This is a genomic window from Corynebacterium tuberculostearicum (assembly GCF_046097255.1).
In the GTDB taxonomy this organism is placed as follows: domain Bacteria; phylum Actinomycetota; class Actinomycetes; order Mycobacteriales; family Mycobacteriaceae; genus Corynebacterium; species Corynebacterium tuberculostearicum_J.
The window spans coordinates 953,873-968,523 of record NZ_CP175770.1; the positions used below are offsets into that span (position 1 = coordinate 953,873).

General features: G+C 62.8%; 11 protein-coding genes and 1 pseudogene. 9 read left to right on the forward strand and 3 right to left on the reverse strand.

Going from position 1 to position 14,651, the window contains the following annotated elements; genetic code table 11:
• The first annotated feature begins 9 nt into the window (after positions 1–9).
• On the forward strand, positions 10–2,133 hold the full coding sequence (locus ACKFRY_RS04535) for a S9 family peptidase (RefSeq protein WP_408923296.1): 2,124 nt from the start codon (positions 10–12) through the stop codon (positions 2,131–2,133).
• 56 nt (positions 2,134–2,189) lie between these two features.
• A complete protein-coding gene (locus tag ACKFRY_RS04540) occupies positions 2,190–2,873 on the forward strand; it encodes a DUF2334 domain-containing protein (protein WP_005325788.1) in 684 nt (227 codons plus the stop codon).
• Positions 2,874–3,062: 189 nt separating this feature from the next.
• On the opposite strand, the pseudogene ACKFRY_RS04545 reads toward ACKFRY_RS04540, so the two are convergent.
• Positions 3,063–5,826: pseudogene (locus ACKFRY_RS04545) on the reverse strand (ExeM/NucH family extracellular endonuclease).
• A gap of 232 nt (positions 5,827–6,058) precedes the next feature.
• Here ACKFRY_RS04545 and purS point away from each other — a divergent pair.
• The 4 genes from purS (at position 6,059) to ACKFRY_RS04565 (ending at position 10,243) form a co-directional block, all read left to right on the forward strand.
• Positions 6,059–6,301: a phosphoribosylformylglycinamidine synthase subunit PurS gene (gene purS / locus ACKFRY_RS04550; RefSeq protein WP_023019878.1), complete on the forward strand. Its 243-nt coding sequence runs from the start codon at positions 6,059–6,061 to the stop codon at positions 6,299–6,301.
• Positions 6,302–6,985, forward strand: a complete 684-nt coding sequence (purQ, locus tag ACKFRY_RS04555) for a phosphoribosylformylglycinamidine synthase subunit PurQ (protein ID WP_005325791.1) — start codon at positions 6,302–6,304, stop codon at positions 6,983–6,985.
• 13 nt (positions 6,986–6,998) lie between these two features.
• Positions 6,999–9,308: a phosphoribosylformylglycinamidine synthase subunit PurL gene (gene purL, locus ACKFRY_RS04560; protein ID WP_408923297.1), complete on the forward strand. Its 2,310-nt coding sequence runs from the start codon at positions 6,999–7,001 to the stop codon at positions 9,306–9,308.
• Positions 9,309–9,520: 212 nt separating this feature from the next.
• Positions 9,521–10,243 carry a hemolysin III family protein gene (locus ACKFRY_RS04565; RefSeq protein WP_408923298.1) on the forward strand — a complete coding sequence of 241 codons (723 nt, stop codon included), beginning with the start codon at positions 9,521–9,523 and terminating at the stop codon, positions 10,241–10,243.
• Here ACKFRY_RS04565 and ACKFRY_RS04570 read toward each other — a convergent pair.
• Entirely contained in the window at positions 10,240–11,250 is a 1,011-nt protein-coding gene (locus ACKFRY_RS04570) for an acyl-CoA thioesterase (RefSeq protein ID WP_408923299.1), read from the reverse strand. The genes ACKFRY_RS04565 and ACKFRY_RS04570 overlap by 4 nt on opposite strands.
• A 33-nt stretch (positions 11,251–11,283) precedes the next feature.
• On the opposite strand from ACKFRY_RS04570, the gene ACKFRY_RS04575 reads away from it, so the two are divergent.
• Genes ACKFRY_RS04575 through purM form a run of 3 tightly spaced genes read left to right on the forward strand, consistent with a single transcriptional unit; the run spans position 11,284 to position 14,266 of the window.
• On the forward strand, positions 11,284–11,688 hold the full coding sequence (locus ACKFRY_RS04575) for a sterol carrier family protein (protein WP_086588954.1): 405 nt from the start codon (positions 11,284–11,286) through the stop codon (positions 11,686–11,688).
• Positions 11,689–11,698: 10 nt separating this feature from the next.
• Positions 11,699–13,195: an amidophosphoribosyltransferase gene (gene purF / locus ACKFRY_RS04580; RefSeq protein WP_408923300.1), complete on the forward strand. Its 1,497-nt coding sequence runs from the start codon at positions 11,699–11,701 to the stop codon at positions 13,193–13,195.
• Positions 13,196–13,213: 18 nt separating this feature from the next.
• On the forward strand, positions 13,214–14,266 hold the full coding sequence (gene purM, locus ACKFRY_RS04585) for a phosphoribosylformylglycinamidine cyclo-ligase (protein WP_239230571.1): 1,053 nt from the start codon (positions 13,214–13,216) through the stop codon (positions 14,264–14,266).
• Between the two features lie 91 nt (positions 14,267–14,357).
• Here the strand turns inward: purM and ACKFRY_RS04590 are convergent, their stop codons facing one another.
• Entirely contained in the window at positions 14,358–14,555 is a 198-nt protein-coding gene (locus ACKFRY_RS04590) for a DUF3073 domain-containing protein (protein ID WP_005330028.1), read from the reverse strand.
• Between the last annotated feature and the right edge of the window lie 96 nt (positions 14,556–14,651).

The following is a 14,651-nucleotide window of genomic DNA, read 5'->3' on the forward strand; positions in this document are numbered from 1 at the left end:
TGGGGCGGCATGAGCAACGAGAATCTTTCCGCCCCCGTGGCCGCCGTCCACCCCGTGACCCGTTCCTTCCACGGCCGCGAGTTCGTGGATAACTACGAGTGGCTGCGCGATAAGGAATCCCAGGAAACCCTGGATTACCTCAACGCAGAAAATGATTACACCAAGGCGAAGACCGCGCACTTGGATGAGATGACGGAGAATATCTTCCAGGAGATTAAGTCCCGCATCAAGCAAACCGATATGTCCGTGCCTTCTCGCCGCGGCGATTACTGGTACTACGGCCGTACCGAGGAGGGCAAGAGCTACGGCTACTCTTGCCGGCTCCCGGTAGAGGAGGGGGCTGACCCATGGACTGCCCCGGTTATCCCAGAGGAAGGCACCCCGGAAGGCGAGGAGATTATCCTCGACGCCAACGCGCTGGCGGAGGGCAAGGACTTCTTTGCCCTCGGTGCCGCCTCCATCTCTGATTCCGGCCGCTACCTGGCCTATTCCGTGGACTTCGCCGGCGACGAGCGCTTTGAGCTCTATATTAAGGACTTGGAAAGCGGAGCGCTTCTCGACGACCACCTCAAGGGCATCTTCTACGGCGCCACCTGGGCCGGCGACGGCTATATCTTTTACACGACCGTCGACGAGGCATGGCGCCCTGACGCCATCTGGCGCCACAAGGTAGGCACCGCGCAGTCCGAAGACGTGCAGGTGTTCAAGGAAGAAGACGAACACTTCAACGTCGGCATAGGCAGCGCTCGCTCCGATAAATACCTCTTCCTTGGCGTGAGCTCCAAGGTGACCTCTGAGGTGTGGGTCCTCGAAGAAGACAACCCCGAGGGTGAATTCCGCCTGCTGTGGGAGCGCGAATCCGGCGTGGACTACGACGTCGACCACGCCGTCGTTAAGGGCGAGGATTACTGGATCGTCACCCACAACGCCACCGGCCCCAACTTCGAGGTCGGCTATACCAAGGCCAAGGATGAGCTGCCCACCTTGCGCGAGCTGCCGGCGCTCTTGCCGCACGAGGAGACCACCCGCATCGAGGGCGTGGATACCTACCGCGATCAGATTGTGGTGGGCTACCGCCGCGGCGGCATCGGCCGCGCCGCCATCATGCGCGTGAACGACGGCTTTAGCGAATTCGAAGAGCTCAACTTCAATGAAGAACTCTTCACCGTGTCCGTATCCGGCAACCCCGAGTGGGACGCACCGGTGCTGCGGGTGAGCTACGTGTCTTTCACCCAGCCCTCCCAGCTCTTTGATTACCGCGTGGATACCGGCGAATTTACCTTGCTCAAGGAGCAGGAGGTTCCCGGCGGTTATGACCCGGATGACTACGTGGCCTACCGCCTGTGGACCACGGCTGCCGACGGCACCGATATCCCCGTATCCATTGTCCACCGCGCCGACCTCGACCGCACCCAGCCGAACCCGACCCTGCTCTACGGATACGGCTCTTACGAGGTCAGCGTCGATCCGGCATTTTCCGTTACCCGCCTGTCCCTCATGGACCGCGGCATGATCTTCGCCGTGGCCCATGTCCGCGGCGGCGGCGAGATGGGCCGTACCTGGTACGACGACGGAAAAATGCTCAAGAAGAAGAACACCTTCACTGACTTCATTGATGTTGCCGATGATCTCATCGCCCGCGGCGTGACCACCGCGGATCAGATGGTGGCCGAGGGCGGCTCGGCCGGTGGCATGCTCATGGGCGCGATTGCCAATATGGCCCCGGATCGCTTCACCGCTATCCAAGCCGTCGTGCCGTTTGTGGACCCGCTGACTTCCATCCTCATGCCGGAGCTTCCACTCACGGTGCCTGAATGGGAAGAGTGGGGCGACCCGTACCACGATCCAGAGGTCTATGACTACATGAAGTCCTACTCGCCGTACGAAAACATCGAGGCTAAGGACTACCCGGACATTCTGGCTATCACCTCGCTCAATGACACTCGCGTACTCTACGTTGAGCCGGCCAAGTGGATCGCTCAGCTGCGAACGACGGCCACCGGCGGCGAGTTCTTGCTCAAGACCGAAATGGCCGCAGGCCATGGCGGCGTGTCCGGGCGCTATGAAAAGTGGCGCCAGAATGCCTTCGAGTACGCGTGGACCATCAACAAGGCCACTGGCTTGGAGAAGTAAAACCCGGATAGGGGGCCAACGCGCGAATCCTAAATTCCTGTGCGATAATTTTCCTTATGAATGGCCACCTTCTGGTATCTATCTCCAGCATCTTTGATGACACACGGAAGCAGGCTAGCCGGCTCCTCTCGATCCTTGATCGGGAGGAGATTCCTGTTTCCCTGCTGATTGCCCCGCATATCGACGGCAACTGGCACCTCGCCAAAGACAAAGACACCAAAAAGTGGCTCCAAGACCAAGCCGATGCCGGCCGCGTTCTTATCCTGAACGGTTTCGATCGCTCGGTGCAGGGCCGCCGCGCGGAATTCGCCAACCTCGATTCACACGAGGCGAAGTTGCGCCTCGCCGGAGCTACCCGCCAGATGGCCAAGATTGGCTTCGAGCCCACCATCTTTGCGCCCCCTCGCTGGCGCATGTCGCCCGGCACCTTGCAGGTCTTGCCGCAGTTCAAGTTTGAGGTAGCCGCCTCCACCCGCGGCATCCTCCAGATTAATTCCGGTAAGTTCCACCAAGCCCGCAACCTTTCTTTCGGTGAAGGCTTTGGTTCCGCCAAGTGGTGGCGCAAGAACATTATTCGCGCTGCTGAGCGCTCCGCCCAGCGCGGCAATACGGTCCGCCTTTCGGTTTCCGGCCGCAACCTGGATGACCGCAAAGTAATCAATGACTTCGTCAAAGCCGCCGACCGGGCCATCAACGCCGGCGCGACCCCTGCCGATTACGGCGCTTACCTTCCAAAATAGCCTGCGCATTCCCTCGTCAGAGGATCCGCGGAGCAATAAGCACAGCTTCGCGATTTTCGTCCATATAAACGCCCATTTCCGTCGACGGTTGCGGTGGTTTATATGGACGAAATCGTTGAAATCACAAAAATTAAGACCCCGCCGCTTGGGATTTATCCAAAAGCGAGCGGGGTTTGCGTTTGTGGGAGGTTAGCGCTGCAGGCTAGTGATGAAGTTCTTCACTTCCTTTGGCAGCATGACCCAGATGGGGGCCGGGATGGCCTTCTGGAGGTTGCCGGTCACGGCGAGGAAACCAGGGATGGCGACGAGGCCAGCGATGGCCGCGATGGCGGCGGCGATGCCTGCACCGACGGAGCTGGTGCTGGAGCTAGAGCCGGAGGTAGGCTTATCCGGCTTCTCAGAAGGATTCTCGGAGGGCTTGTCCTCTGGCTTACCTGGCTCATCGGAAGGCTTGTCCGCAGGAGCATCCGGCTGGTCGGCGGAGTCGTCTGCGCCGAGGGTGAAGCCGACCTTGACCGGGTCGTGGTCGGAGGCGCGGAATGGGGAGGCATCGTAGAAGTCCACGATGTTGTAGTTGCGGCGGGAGTATTCGAAGGCGACGGGTTCGTCGGCGTTGATGTTCCATACTTGGGCGTCGTCAAGCGTGCCGGTGGCAACCTTATTGGCCAGCACGTGGTCGAGGGTGCCAAGCAGGCCGGAGAACTGGTAGGAAGGGTCAGCCTCGTACTTTTCGGCAGGGACGGTGAAGCCATCGTTGCGGAAGACATCGAGCGCGGTCTCGTGGGTGTAGGTATTGAAATCACCCAGGGCGAATAGCGGCTTGTCCTTCCAGTCCTCCTGCTTGTGCAGCGCATCGAGGACGGCCTGGGCCTGCGCGTTGCGGACGTTCGGGTTATTGCCCTGGCCGTCGCCGGAGTCGGCGTCGTCCTTGGCTACCGAGCCCTTGGACTTGAAGTGGTTGGCCACGGCAACGAAGGACTCCTCGCCCTCCTTCAGCGGTTGGAATTCTTGGGCGAGCGGTTCGCGGGCGGTGCCGGTGAAGCGATCATCCTGGAAGATGCGGGATTCGCCGACGGGCTTGACCACATCCTTGTGGTAGATGAACGCGGTACGGATGACATCCGGGGAGCTCGGTACGGCGTCCTGGGAAGGCGAGGGGACAAAGGCCCACTTCTCTGAGCCGGCGGCCTCGTTGAGCTTTTCCGTCAGGTGCTTGAGCGCCTTATCGCGCTGGGCGAAGTCACCGGTAACGGCGTAGCCATCTTCGATTTCGGAAAGGCCGATGACGTCGGCATCGAGGCCGTTGATGGCGGCGACAATCTTGCGCTCCTGGTCTTCCAGCGCGGATTGGGTATAGGCGCCGCGGGTCTTACCGCGATTGACGGTGACCTTATTGCCCTCGCGGTCGGTGTAGGCGCTGCCGCCGAATTCCTCGCCCAGGGAGGTGAAGTAGTTCAGCACGTTGAAGGCGCCGATGGTGTACTCGCCCTTGACGTCATCGATGGCGTGGAGCTCGGCCGCGCGGGAATCCTCCCAAGAGATGGGCAGGTCTGCCCCCTTGGTGTTGCCGGTGACCGGGGTGGTGGGCTGGAAGCGCCACTGCTCATGAGAGAAGCCCACGATGACGGGGTGCTGGAAGGACACGGTATCGGTGGTGCGCAGGGACTTGATGGTCTGGGCATCATCCTGGGCGATGTACGGCAGCGGGGTATTCTGGTCGGTCTTGAGATAGTCGCGGGTGCGGCCATCGTCCAGGGTGACCAGCTTATCGGCGTTGTCCTTGGTGAGCTTCTGGATATCGGAGTTGGGATCCGTGGAGGGGGAGAAGACATCGGAAGGCTGACGGAGGGCTTCCTTGCCGGGGGGCGAGTCCGACCTCGCCGTACTGGTTGAGCGAGTAGTTATTGGTCACGGTGTGCTCGCCTGGCTGGATGAGCATGTGTTCGAAGGGCTCGCGGGCCTCGTTGCCATCGGGAAGCTGATCCACCTTGAGTGGGGTGACCTTCTCCAGCGGGGTTTCGAGCTGCGTGACCGTGGAGGCGGTGAGCTGGGTGGAGCCATAGAACTCGGAGACCTTGCCGGTGACCTCGACGGAATCTTCCAGGGCTGGGTACTGGTCGGCCGGCTTATCGCCCATGTAGACAAAGATGGCCTGGGAGGCGTCGGTGGACTCGGCGCCGGTGCCACCGGTCTGGATGGTGAAGCCATTGAGGCCGCCTTCGGTCCACACGCCAGTGACGACGCCCTCGGTGGCAACGGTCTGGTCCTTGAGCGGGGATTCGGCGCCGGTGCCCTGGATATCCGCGATGGCGGTGACGCCCTCGGGAGCAGGCTGCGCGGGCTCGGCCGGATTCTCGGGCTGCGGGGTGGGGGCCTCGTTACCGGAGTTGGTCGGGGTAGGGGTGCCGGTGGTGAAATCGGCGGCGTTGTCATCGCTATCGGTGCCCTCAGCATCGCGGGAGGCGGACTTGGCATTGGACAGGCCCGCGGCGGCGGTGCCTTCCTTGAGGGAAGCGGCGCCGTAGCCGATGGCATCGATGGGGGTACCGGTGGCGTCGGCAAGCTGCACGGAGCCCTTGGAGCCGGACATGTTGAGGCTGCCCTCGGCATCTGGGGCAGGCAGGGCCTCGCCCGCGCCATTGCCGGCCGCGCCCTGCACCAGGAAGTGGCCGTGCGGGGCGATGGTGCCGGAAAGCTTCACCTTTCCGCCAGTATTGCCGGAGGCGGAGAAGTACTCCACGGTGTATCCGGTCAGGTCAATTGGAGTATCGGTGGGGTTATAGAGCTCGATGAAGTCATGGGTGAAGGCAGCGCCCTTATTGCCGCCTCCCCCGTAGACCTCGGAGATGACGGCAGCGGAGCCATCGGTTGCGGCCGTGGCGGTAGGAACGGCAAGGGCGGCAGAAGACAAGGCGGTGGCAAGTGCCAGCGCGCCGAGGCGGCGAGAAGACATAGATTCAACCTTAAAAAGAGAGCGACAGTGTGCGTCGTCTATTAGTAGAGCGCCGCGCCGGGCCAGGCTGGAGCGCACGCCGAAGTTTGCCAGAGCGTCGTTTGGGGTTCACGTAGAGTTTGCCCAACCGGGGTGAAACCCACACTGCGGGGGTGAGTCTAGGTAAAAGGCGGGGGTGCCAACTAAACTAAGCCGCGCAGACCAAAGCCCCATACAGTAAGGCAAATATTTCATGGCTCGTGTAGTTGTCAATGTCATGCCCAAGGCGGAAATTCTGGATCCGCAGGGCCAAGCCGTCGTCCGCGCGCTGGGTCGCATCGGGGTATCCGGTGTCAGCGATGTGCGCCAGGGAAAGCGCTTCGAGCTCGAGGTCGATGACTCCGTCACCGCAGAGGACCTAGATAAGGTGGCCGCCACGCTGCTGGCCAATACCGTCATCGAGGACTACGAGGTTGTTGGGCTGGAGGTCAAGTAAGTGACCGCCACAATCGGAGTAATCACTTTCCCCGGAACCCTGGATGATGTGGATGCCGCTCGCGCTGCCCGCACCGCCGGCGCAGAGGTGAAAAGCCTCTGGCACGCAGATACTGATCTGCACGGCGTGGATGCGGTAGTAGTGCCGGGCGGTTTTTCTTATGGCGACTACCTGCGCTCGGGCGCGATTTCCGCGCTCGCGCCGGTGATGCAGTCCGTTATCGATCGTGCGAAGCAGGGCATGCCGGTGCTCGGCATCTGCAATGGCTTCCAGATCCTTACCGAGGCCGGCCTGCTGCCAGGCGCGCTGACCCGCAATAAGGGCCTGCATTTCCACTGCACCGATACCTACCTCGAGGTGGCCAATTCCACCACCGCATGGACCAGCGAGTTTGAGCAGGGCCAGAAGATCCTGGTGCCGGCCAAGCACGGCGAGGGCCGCTTCCAGGCCGGCGATGATGACATCGCCCGCATCGAGGGCGAGGGCCGCGTGGTCTTCCGCTATACCGATAATTACAACGGTTCCGTCAACGGCATTGCCGGTGTGAGCGATGAGTCCGGCCGCATCGTCGGTCTTATGCCGCACCCCGAGCACGCCATTGACACGCTAACCGGCCCATCCACCGACGGACTGGGACTTTTCGTATCCGCCATCAAGGCCGTCGCCCAGGCGCCGGCGGTTTAAGGAGGCCATTTTCATGACCGTTCATAATGACACCGTAGAAAAGGCGCAGTCCACCCCGGACGAACAGCAGCCCTACGCGGAACTCGGCCTGAAGGACGACGAGTACCAGCGCATTCACGATATCCTGGGCCGTCGCCCCACCGATGCGGAGCTGACCATGTACTCCGTCATGTGGTCCGAGCACTGCTCCTATAAGTCTTCCAAGACGCACCTGCGTTACTTTGGTGAGACCATGACCGAGGAGATGGGGGAGAAGATCCTCGCTGGCATTGGTGAGAACGCCGGCGTGGTGGATATCGGAGACGGCAATGCGGTGACCTTCCGCGTGGAGTCCCACAACCACCCCTCCTACGTGGAGCCTTACCAGGGTGCGGCCACCGGCGTGGGCGGTATCGTCCGCGACATTATGGCCATGGGCGCTCGCCCAATTGCCGTGATGGATCAGCTGCGCTTTGGGCCTGCCGACGCCCCCGATACCAAGCGCGTCCTTCCCGGCGTGGTCTCCGGCGTGGGTGGCTACGGCAACTCCCTGGGCCTGCCCAATATTGGTGGCGAGACCGTCTTTGATGAGACCTATGCCGGTAACCCTCTGGTCAATGCGCTGTGCGTGGGCACCCTCAAGGTCGATGACCTGAAGCTGGCCTTTGCATCTGGCAAGGGTAATAAGGTCATGCTCTTCGGTTCCCGCACCGGCCTGGATGGCATCGGCGGCGTGTCCGTGCTGGCCTCCGATACCTTCGAGGACGGCGCCGAGCGCAAGCTGCCGGCCGTGCAGGTGGGCGACCCCTTCGCAGAGAAGGTCCTCATCGAGTGCTGCCTGGACCTCTACCACGCTGGCGTGGTCGTAGGAATCCAGGACTTGGGCGGCGCGGGTCTGGCCTGCGCCACCTCCGAGCTGGCTGCCTCCGGCGATGGCGGCATGGAGGTCAACCTCGATAACGTGCCGCTGCGTGCGCAGAATATGACCGCGGCCGAGATCCTCGCCTCCGAGTCCCAGGAGCGCATGTGCGCCGTTGTGGCTCCGGAGAACGTGGCGAAGTTCCGCGAAATCTGCGAGCACTGGGACGTCACCTGCGCCGAGATCGGCGAGGTCACCGAGGGTAACCACCTGGTCATCCGCCACCAGGGCGAGGTCGTCGTGGATGCCCCGGCCGGCACCATTGCGGATGAGGCTCCGGAGTACGACCGCCCGTATGCCCGCCCGGAGTGGCAGGATGAGCTGCAGAAGTACCAGGGTACCGACAAGCGCGGCCTGGTTGAGTCCCTGCAGAAGCTCGTGTCCTCCCCGGCGCTGTGCTCGCGCGATTTCATCATGAATCAGTATGACCGCTACGTGCGCGGCAATACCGTGCAGTCCCACCATGCGGACGCCGGCGTGCTGCGCATCGATGAGGAGACCGGCCGCGGCGTGGCCGTGTCCGCCGATGCATCCGGCCGCTACACCAAGCTGGATCCGAACATGGGCGCCCGCCTCGCGCTGGCGGAGGCCTACCGCAACGTCGCCGTCACCGGCGCCAAGCCCGTGGCGATCACCAACTGCCTGAACTACGGCTCCCCGGAAAACCCCGACGTGATGTGGCAGTTCCGCGAGTCTGTGCATGGGCTTGCCGACGCCGCCGTGGAGCTTTCCATCCCCGTCTCCGGCGGCAACGTCTCTTTCTACAACCAGACCGGCGAAGAGCCGATCCTGCCCACCCCGGTGGTGGGCGTGCTGGGCGTTATCGATGACGTGCACAAGGCCATCGGCAACGAGCTGGGCACCGTGGGCGAGAAGGAAGTGCTCATCGCCCTGGGCGAAACCAAGGATGAGTTCGGCGGCTCCATCTGGCAACAGGTGAGCGCCGATACCTCCGAGGCTTCCTCCCTCAATGGTCTGCCGCCACAGGTGGACATGGCCAACGAGAAGCGCCTGGCCGAGTTCTTCCACGGCAATGAGCTGCTCACCGCGGCGCACGATATCTCCGAGGGTGGCCTTGCCGTCACCGCCTTTGAGATGGCAAAGCGCGCCGGTGCTACTGCCGACGGCGCCGGCCTCGGCCTCAACCTGGACCTCACCGCGGTCCACGAGGACGAGTTCGTCGCCGCCTTCTCCGAGTCCGCCTCCCGCGTGCTCGTGGCCACCACCTCCGACCGCGCCGATCAGGTCCTCGCCCGCGCCGGCGAGCTGGGCATCCCAGCCGCCATCGTTGGTGAGACCACCGAAACCGGCGCCCTCACCCTCGGCGGCGAGTCCGTCGCCATCTCCCAGCTGGTCTCCGCCTGGTCCGCCACCCTGCCGGACCTCTTCGACCACGCTGTGGGCGCTAACTCCGTGGTGGAGTAAACCGCTCTTCATTCCTCGTCGCTCGAAGGCGCGGATACGCGAAAAGCCCAGCTTCGGCTGGGTTTTTCTTGTTTTGTTCCATTAATCCACCGCTGCAACCGCAGCGTTCGTCGAGCGTTACGTAACGAGGCCCTTGAAGGCCTCTGCCTATGCCCGTACACTTACGGTATCGTAAGTTATCCGTTGCGGGTCAGTGGAAGGGACGTACCGCCGTGGCACAGATTCATGCGAATAGCGCGCCGGGGCCGGGCCTTGTCCAGCGCACTTATTGGATGGCCGATCGAGGGCCAAGGCCGCTAAGCCGTGGCTGGGGACATGCGATTGCAGCATTGCTGTCGGTGATTGCCTCCACCGTGCTCATTACCTATGCGTGGATGACGCTGCAGTGGTGGCAGGGGCTTGGTGTAACTGTTTACGGAGTGGGGCTGGTCGGGCTTTTCGGCGTCTCGGCGCTCTACCACCGCTACCCCTGGGCTAGTGCGCGTGCCGTGCAGTGGTGGCGGCGAGCGGACCACGCGACCATCTCGGTGTTTATTGCCGCGACATATACGCCGCTGTGCCTCATCGTGTTATCGCCGGTTCAGGCGGCATGGATGCTAGGCGTTGCCTGGGGTGGGGCCATTTTGGGTGCGGTGCTCAACTTGGTGTGGATTAACCACCCGCGCTGGTTGGACGTGATGGTCTACCTAGCGCTGGGCTGGCTGGTGCTACCGCTCTTGCCCACGCTGTGGACGCAGGCTGGTGCGGCCGTCGTCTGGCTGCTCTTCGCCGGCGGCGTGGTGTACTCGCTAGGCGCGCTGGTCTATGGCTTTAAGTGGCCAGGCCGCAATGCGCGTTACTACGGCTACCACGAGCACTTCCACACCGCGACCATCGCGGCGGCGGTGGTGCACCTTGTCGCGGTGTGGATGGTCGTGGTTCAGGGGGCTGCTTAATCGATGTGCTGATTCGTCGGCGCCACCACTAGCGGCTTCGGTGAATACTTGGCGCGCAGCCCGCGCAGGAGAGTGGCGTGCTCGGCCAGGCGCTTGTCTTCCTCGGTATGCGGGTGGAAGGGGCGGGCCACCTGCGGCTGTCCATCGTGGTCCAGGGCGATATAGGCTACGGTGGCATGAATGGCGGTCTGCAGGTTATCGCGGCCGCCGCGGGGGTTGCCCGAGCGGACGTGGATGGACATCTGCATGGAGCGGGTATCGGTGCGCATCATGCGGGCGTCGACCTCAATGAGGTCACCGATGGAAATCGGGCGGTAGAAGCGGATGCCGCCGGCATAGACGGCTACGGTGCGCTCCGCGGACCACTCCATGGTGCAAGCTGCACCGGCCTCATCGATCCACTGCATAGCCGTGCCGCCGTGGACCTTGCCGCCCCAGTTGACGTCGGTGGGCTTGGCCAGGAAGCGGTTGACCATGCGCGGGGCGTCGGAAGGCCCGTTGTAGGTTTGCTTTTCCATCTCCGCCTCGATGGCCTGGCGCAGCTCAATGCGGGACTTGGCGGCCTCCTCGACGCGGCGCTGCTCATCGGTCTCCGGAACGAAGGGCGGCACCGGGGTGGACTTGCCGGTGGCAGGGTCCTTGGCTACGAAGATGACCAGGCAATCGCAGGCGCGGGTAAAAATGCCTTCGCGCGGGTCGGCAGAGAGCACTTCGTTGACGATGTGCATGGAGGAACGGCCGGTCATGGCGATGCGGGAGCGTACCTCCACGATGTGCCCGGAAGGGATGGGGCGGGTGAAGTGAATATGGCCCACATATGCGGTCACGCAGTATTGGCCGGACCACTGCACGGCGCAGGCATAGGCGGCCTTATCAATCCATTCCAAGACGCGTCCGCCGCTGATGCCGGGGGCGCCGGCCATGGTGACGTCGGTTGGCGATGCCATAAAGCGCAGCGTCAGCGCCGGCGATTTCTGATTTTCCGCAACGGAAGGCGTAGGTGACATAAACAACAAGATAACAGTAGCTATGATGTAGCTATGAAAAAGCCCGTCGATCCCGCAGCCACCCGCGCGGCCGTCATGGCCATCAAAGACTGGATTGCCGCCCCGGCGGAGCACGATAAGCCTGGTAGGGCCCTGCTTGCCGACGCCGTCCGTCGCACCGCCCGCACCCTCGAGGCTGACGCGCCGGGTCACTCCGTGGAACTGCGCGTACCCCCATTTGTTGCGGTGCAATGCATTGAAGGACCCCGCCATACCCGCGGCACCCCACCCAATGTGGTGGAGACCGACCCGGAAACCTGGCTGCGCCTTGCCACCGGATTGGCGGACTGGGAAGAGGCCGTAAACACTGGTCGCGTCGATGCTTCCGGCTCCCGCGCGGGCGAAATTGCGCAGTGGTTGCCGCTTATTCCGTTAGTTTCCGGCGGCGCGACAGGCTAATATAAACGCCGTGGTAGAAGTACATACTCCTAGTATCACCAATCTTGACGATCATAATGAGCAGGAGCCCCGCGAAGAGTGCGGCGTCTATGGCGTGTGGGCTCCCGGGGAGGAAGTCTCCAAGCTGACCTATTTTGGTCTCTTCGCCCTGCAGCACCGTGGCCAGGAGGCTGCCGGCATTGCGGTGGGCGATGATGACCGCATCGTCGTCTTCAAGGACATGGGCCTCGTAGCCAATATCTTTGATGAGTCCACCCTGTCCGCCCTCCAAGGAAACGTAGCGGTGGGCCACACGCGCTATTCCACCGCCGGCGGCAAGGAATGGTCCAATGTCCAGCCGATGTTTTCTACCTCCTCGACTGGGGTAGACATCGCCCTTGGACACAACGGCAACCTGATCAACTACCTGGAGCTGCGCGAAGAAGCCGTGCAGCGCGGCTTGATTAAGCCCCATGAGGAGTCCGTATCTGACTCCATGTGCTTGTCTATGCTGCTTGCTGACGGCGTGGATGAAGACACCTCCGTCTTCGACTCCGCCCGTGACTTGCTCCCGCGCGTTAAGGGCGCATTCTGCCTGACCTTTACCGATGGTCACACCATGTACGCCGCGCGCGACCCGCACGGGGTGCGCCCGCTGGTCCTCGGCCGCTTGGCTAAGGGCTGGGTGGTGGCCTCCGAGACCTGTGCGCTCGATATCTGCGGCGCTCAGTTCATCCGTGAGATTGAACCTGGCGAGCTCGTCGCCATCGATGAGGCCGGCATCCGCTCCGTGAACTTTGCACCCGCCAAGCGCCATGGCTGCGTCTTCGAATTCGTCTACTTGGCCCGCCCGGATAGCGATATCAAGGGCCGCTCCGTCAACGCCTCCCGTGTGGACATTGGCCGCCGCTTGGCCCGCGAATACCCGGCCGAGGGCGCGGACCTGGTCATCCCGGTTCCCGAATCCGGCAATCCGGCAGCCGTGGGCTATGCCCGCGAATCCGGCATCACCTTCGCCCACGGCTTGGTCAAGAACGCTTATGTGGGCCGCACCTTCATCCAGCCCACCCAGACCCTGCGCCAGCTGGGCATCCGCTTGAAGCTCAACCCGCTGCGTGAGGTCATCAACGGCAAGAAGCTCGTCGTGGTGGATGATTCCATCGTCCGCGGCAATACCCAGCGCGCGCTCATCCGCATGCTGCGCGAGGCCGGCGCCGCCGAGGTGCATGTGCGCATCGCCTCCCCACCAGTGAAGTGGCCGTGCTTCTACGGCATCGACTTCGCCTCCCCGGGCGAGCTGATCGCTAACGCCAGCCCCTCCGACGATCCGGAAACCGTCTGCGCCACAATCTGTGACACCATCGGCGCCGATTCCCTGGGCTTTGTCTCCATTGAGGAGATGGTGGCCGCCACCGAGCAGCCCCGTTCCGAGCTGTGCACCGCCTGCTTCTCGGGCGAGTACCCGCTTGGCCTGCCCGCCGGAAACTCCAATGCAGACGCCGTGCGCACCCTGCTCGGCACCGAATAACAAAGGACACCTGAAACCATGAGTGACAATACTTACGCAGCAGCCGGCGTCAGCATCGAAGAGGGCGACCGTGCCGTTGAGCTTTTCGCCCCGCACGCTAAGCGCGCCACCCGCCCTGAGGTTCTGGGCGGTCTTGGCGGCTTTGCCGGCCTGTTCAAGCTCGGCGATTACAAGGAGCCCATCTTGGCCGCCGGTTCCGACGGCGTCGGCACCAAGTTGGCCGTGGCCCAGGCCATGGATAAGCACGACACCATCGGCATCGACCTCGTCGCCATGTGCGTGGACGACCTGGTTGTCTGCGGCGCGGAGCCACTCTTCCTGCAGGACTACATCGCCGTGGGCAAGGTCGTGCCGGAAAAGGTAGCCGAGGTAGTCAAGGGCATCGCCGAGGGCTGTGTGCAGGCCGGTGCCGCGCTGCTGGGCGGCGAGACCGCCGAGCACCCCGGCATGATGGAAGAAAACGAATACGATGTTTCCGCCACCGCGGTCGGCGTCGTTGAGGCCGATGGCGTACTTGGCCCAGACAAGGTTCGCGATGGCGACGTGCTCATCGCCATGGGCTCTTCCGGCCTACACTCCAATGGTTACTCCCTGGCCCGCCACGTCCTGCTGGAGCAGGCCGGCATGCCTCTCGACGGCCACGTGGAGGAGCTTGGCCGCCCCCTCGGTGAGGAGCTGCTGGAGCCTACCCGCATTTACGCCAAGGACTGCCTGGCTTTGGCCAGCGAGTGCTCCGTATCCACCTTCTGCCATGTCACCGGTGGTGGATTGGCTGGCAATCTCGAGCGCGTCATTCCAGAAGGCCTAGCGGCCGATATTAACCGCGCCACCTGGACCCCAGGCCAGATCTTCAAGCTCATCTCCTCGGTGGGCAAGGTGGAGCTGGCAGAAATGGAGAAGACCTTCAACATGGGTGTCGGCATGATTGCCGTAGTCAATCCCGAAGACCGTGACCGTGCCCTGGCAATGCTTACCGCACGCCACATCGATGCGTGGGAGCTGGGCACCGTCCGCTCCGCTTCCGGCGAGGAGCCGCGCGTGGTCATGCACGGCGAGCACCCCAACTTCTAGCAGGGCCCTGCCCCTGCCAGGGGGGAGGGTATGAGGAAGGGCCCTAGGAGATTTCCTAGGGCCCTTGAGCTATCCGGCGGCGAGCGGAAGATTAGCGTTCGTCGCGGTCGTCATCGTCCCATTCGTCGACGTAGTCGGCGTATGGGTCATCCTCTTCATAATCGCGGGAGTCACCCTCTTGCTGTGCGGCGAGTTCCCGTTGTAGGGACTCGATATCCATCTCGGGTGAGTTGTACTTGAGCTGGCGTGCAACTTTGGTCTGCTTTGCCTTTGCGCGTCCGCGTCCCATGTGCATGACCCCCTTGGGTTAGTAGGGCGCGCCAGGGATTCTTGGGCGCCCCATCGACTTGTCTATTGAGTATCTTCCTGTAAGACACAATAGCCT

What these genes read in the sequence shown, in the direction of transcription:
- ACKFRY_RS04535 (WP_408923296.1), top strand. Translation starts at nt 10, where the DNA reads ATGAGCAACGAGAATCTTTCCGCCCCCGTGGCCGCCGTCCACCCCGTG.
- ACKFRY_RS04540 (WP_005325788.1), top strand. Translation starts at nt 2,190, where the DNA reads ATGAATGGCCACCTTCTGGTATCTATCTCCAGCATCTTTGATGACACA.
- purS (WP_023019878.1), top strand. Translation starts at nt 6,059, where the DNA reads ATGGCTCGTGTAGTTGTCAATGTCATGCCCAAGGCGGAAATTCTGGAT.
- purL (WP_408923297.1), top strand. Translation starts at nt 6,999, where the DNA reads ATGACCGTTCATAATGACACCGTAGAAAAGGCGCAGTCCACCCCGGAC.
- ACKFRY_RS04570 (WP_408923299.1), bottom strand. Translation starts at nt 11,250, where the DNA reads ATGTCACCTACGCCTTCCGTTGCGGAAAATCAGAAATCGCCGGCGCTG.
- ACKFRY_RS04575 (WP_086588954.1), top strand. Translation starts at nt 11,284, where the DNA reads ATGAAAAAGCCCGTCGATCCCGCAGCCACCCGCGCGGCCGTCATGGCC.
- purM (WP_239230571.1), top strand. Translation starts at nt 13,214, where the DNA reads ATGAGTGACAATACTTACGCAGCAGCCGGCGTCAGCATCGAAGAGGGC.
- ACKFRY_RS04590 (WP_005330028.1), bottom strand. Translation starts at nt 14,555, where the DNA reads ATGGGACGCGGACGCGCAAAGGCAAAGCAGACCAAAGTTGCACGCCAG.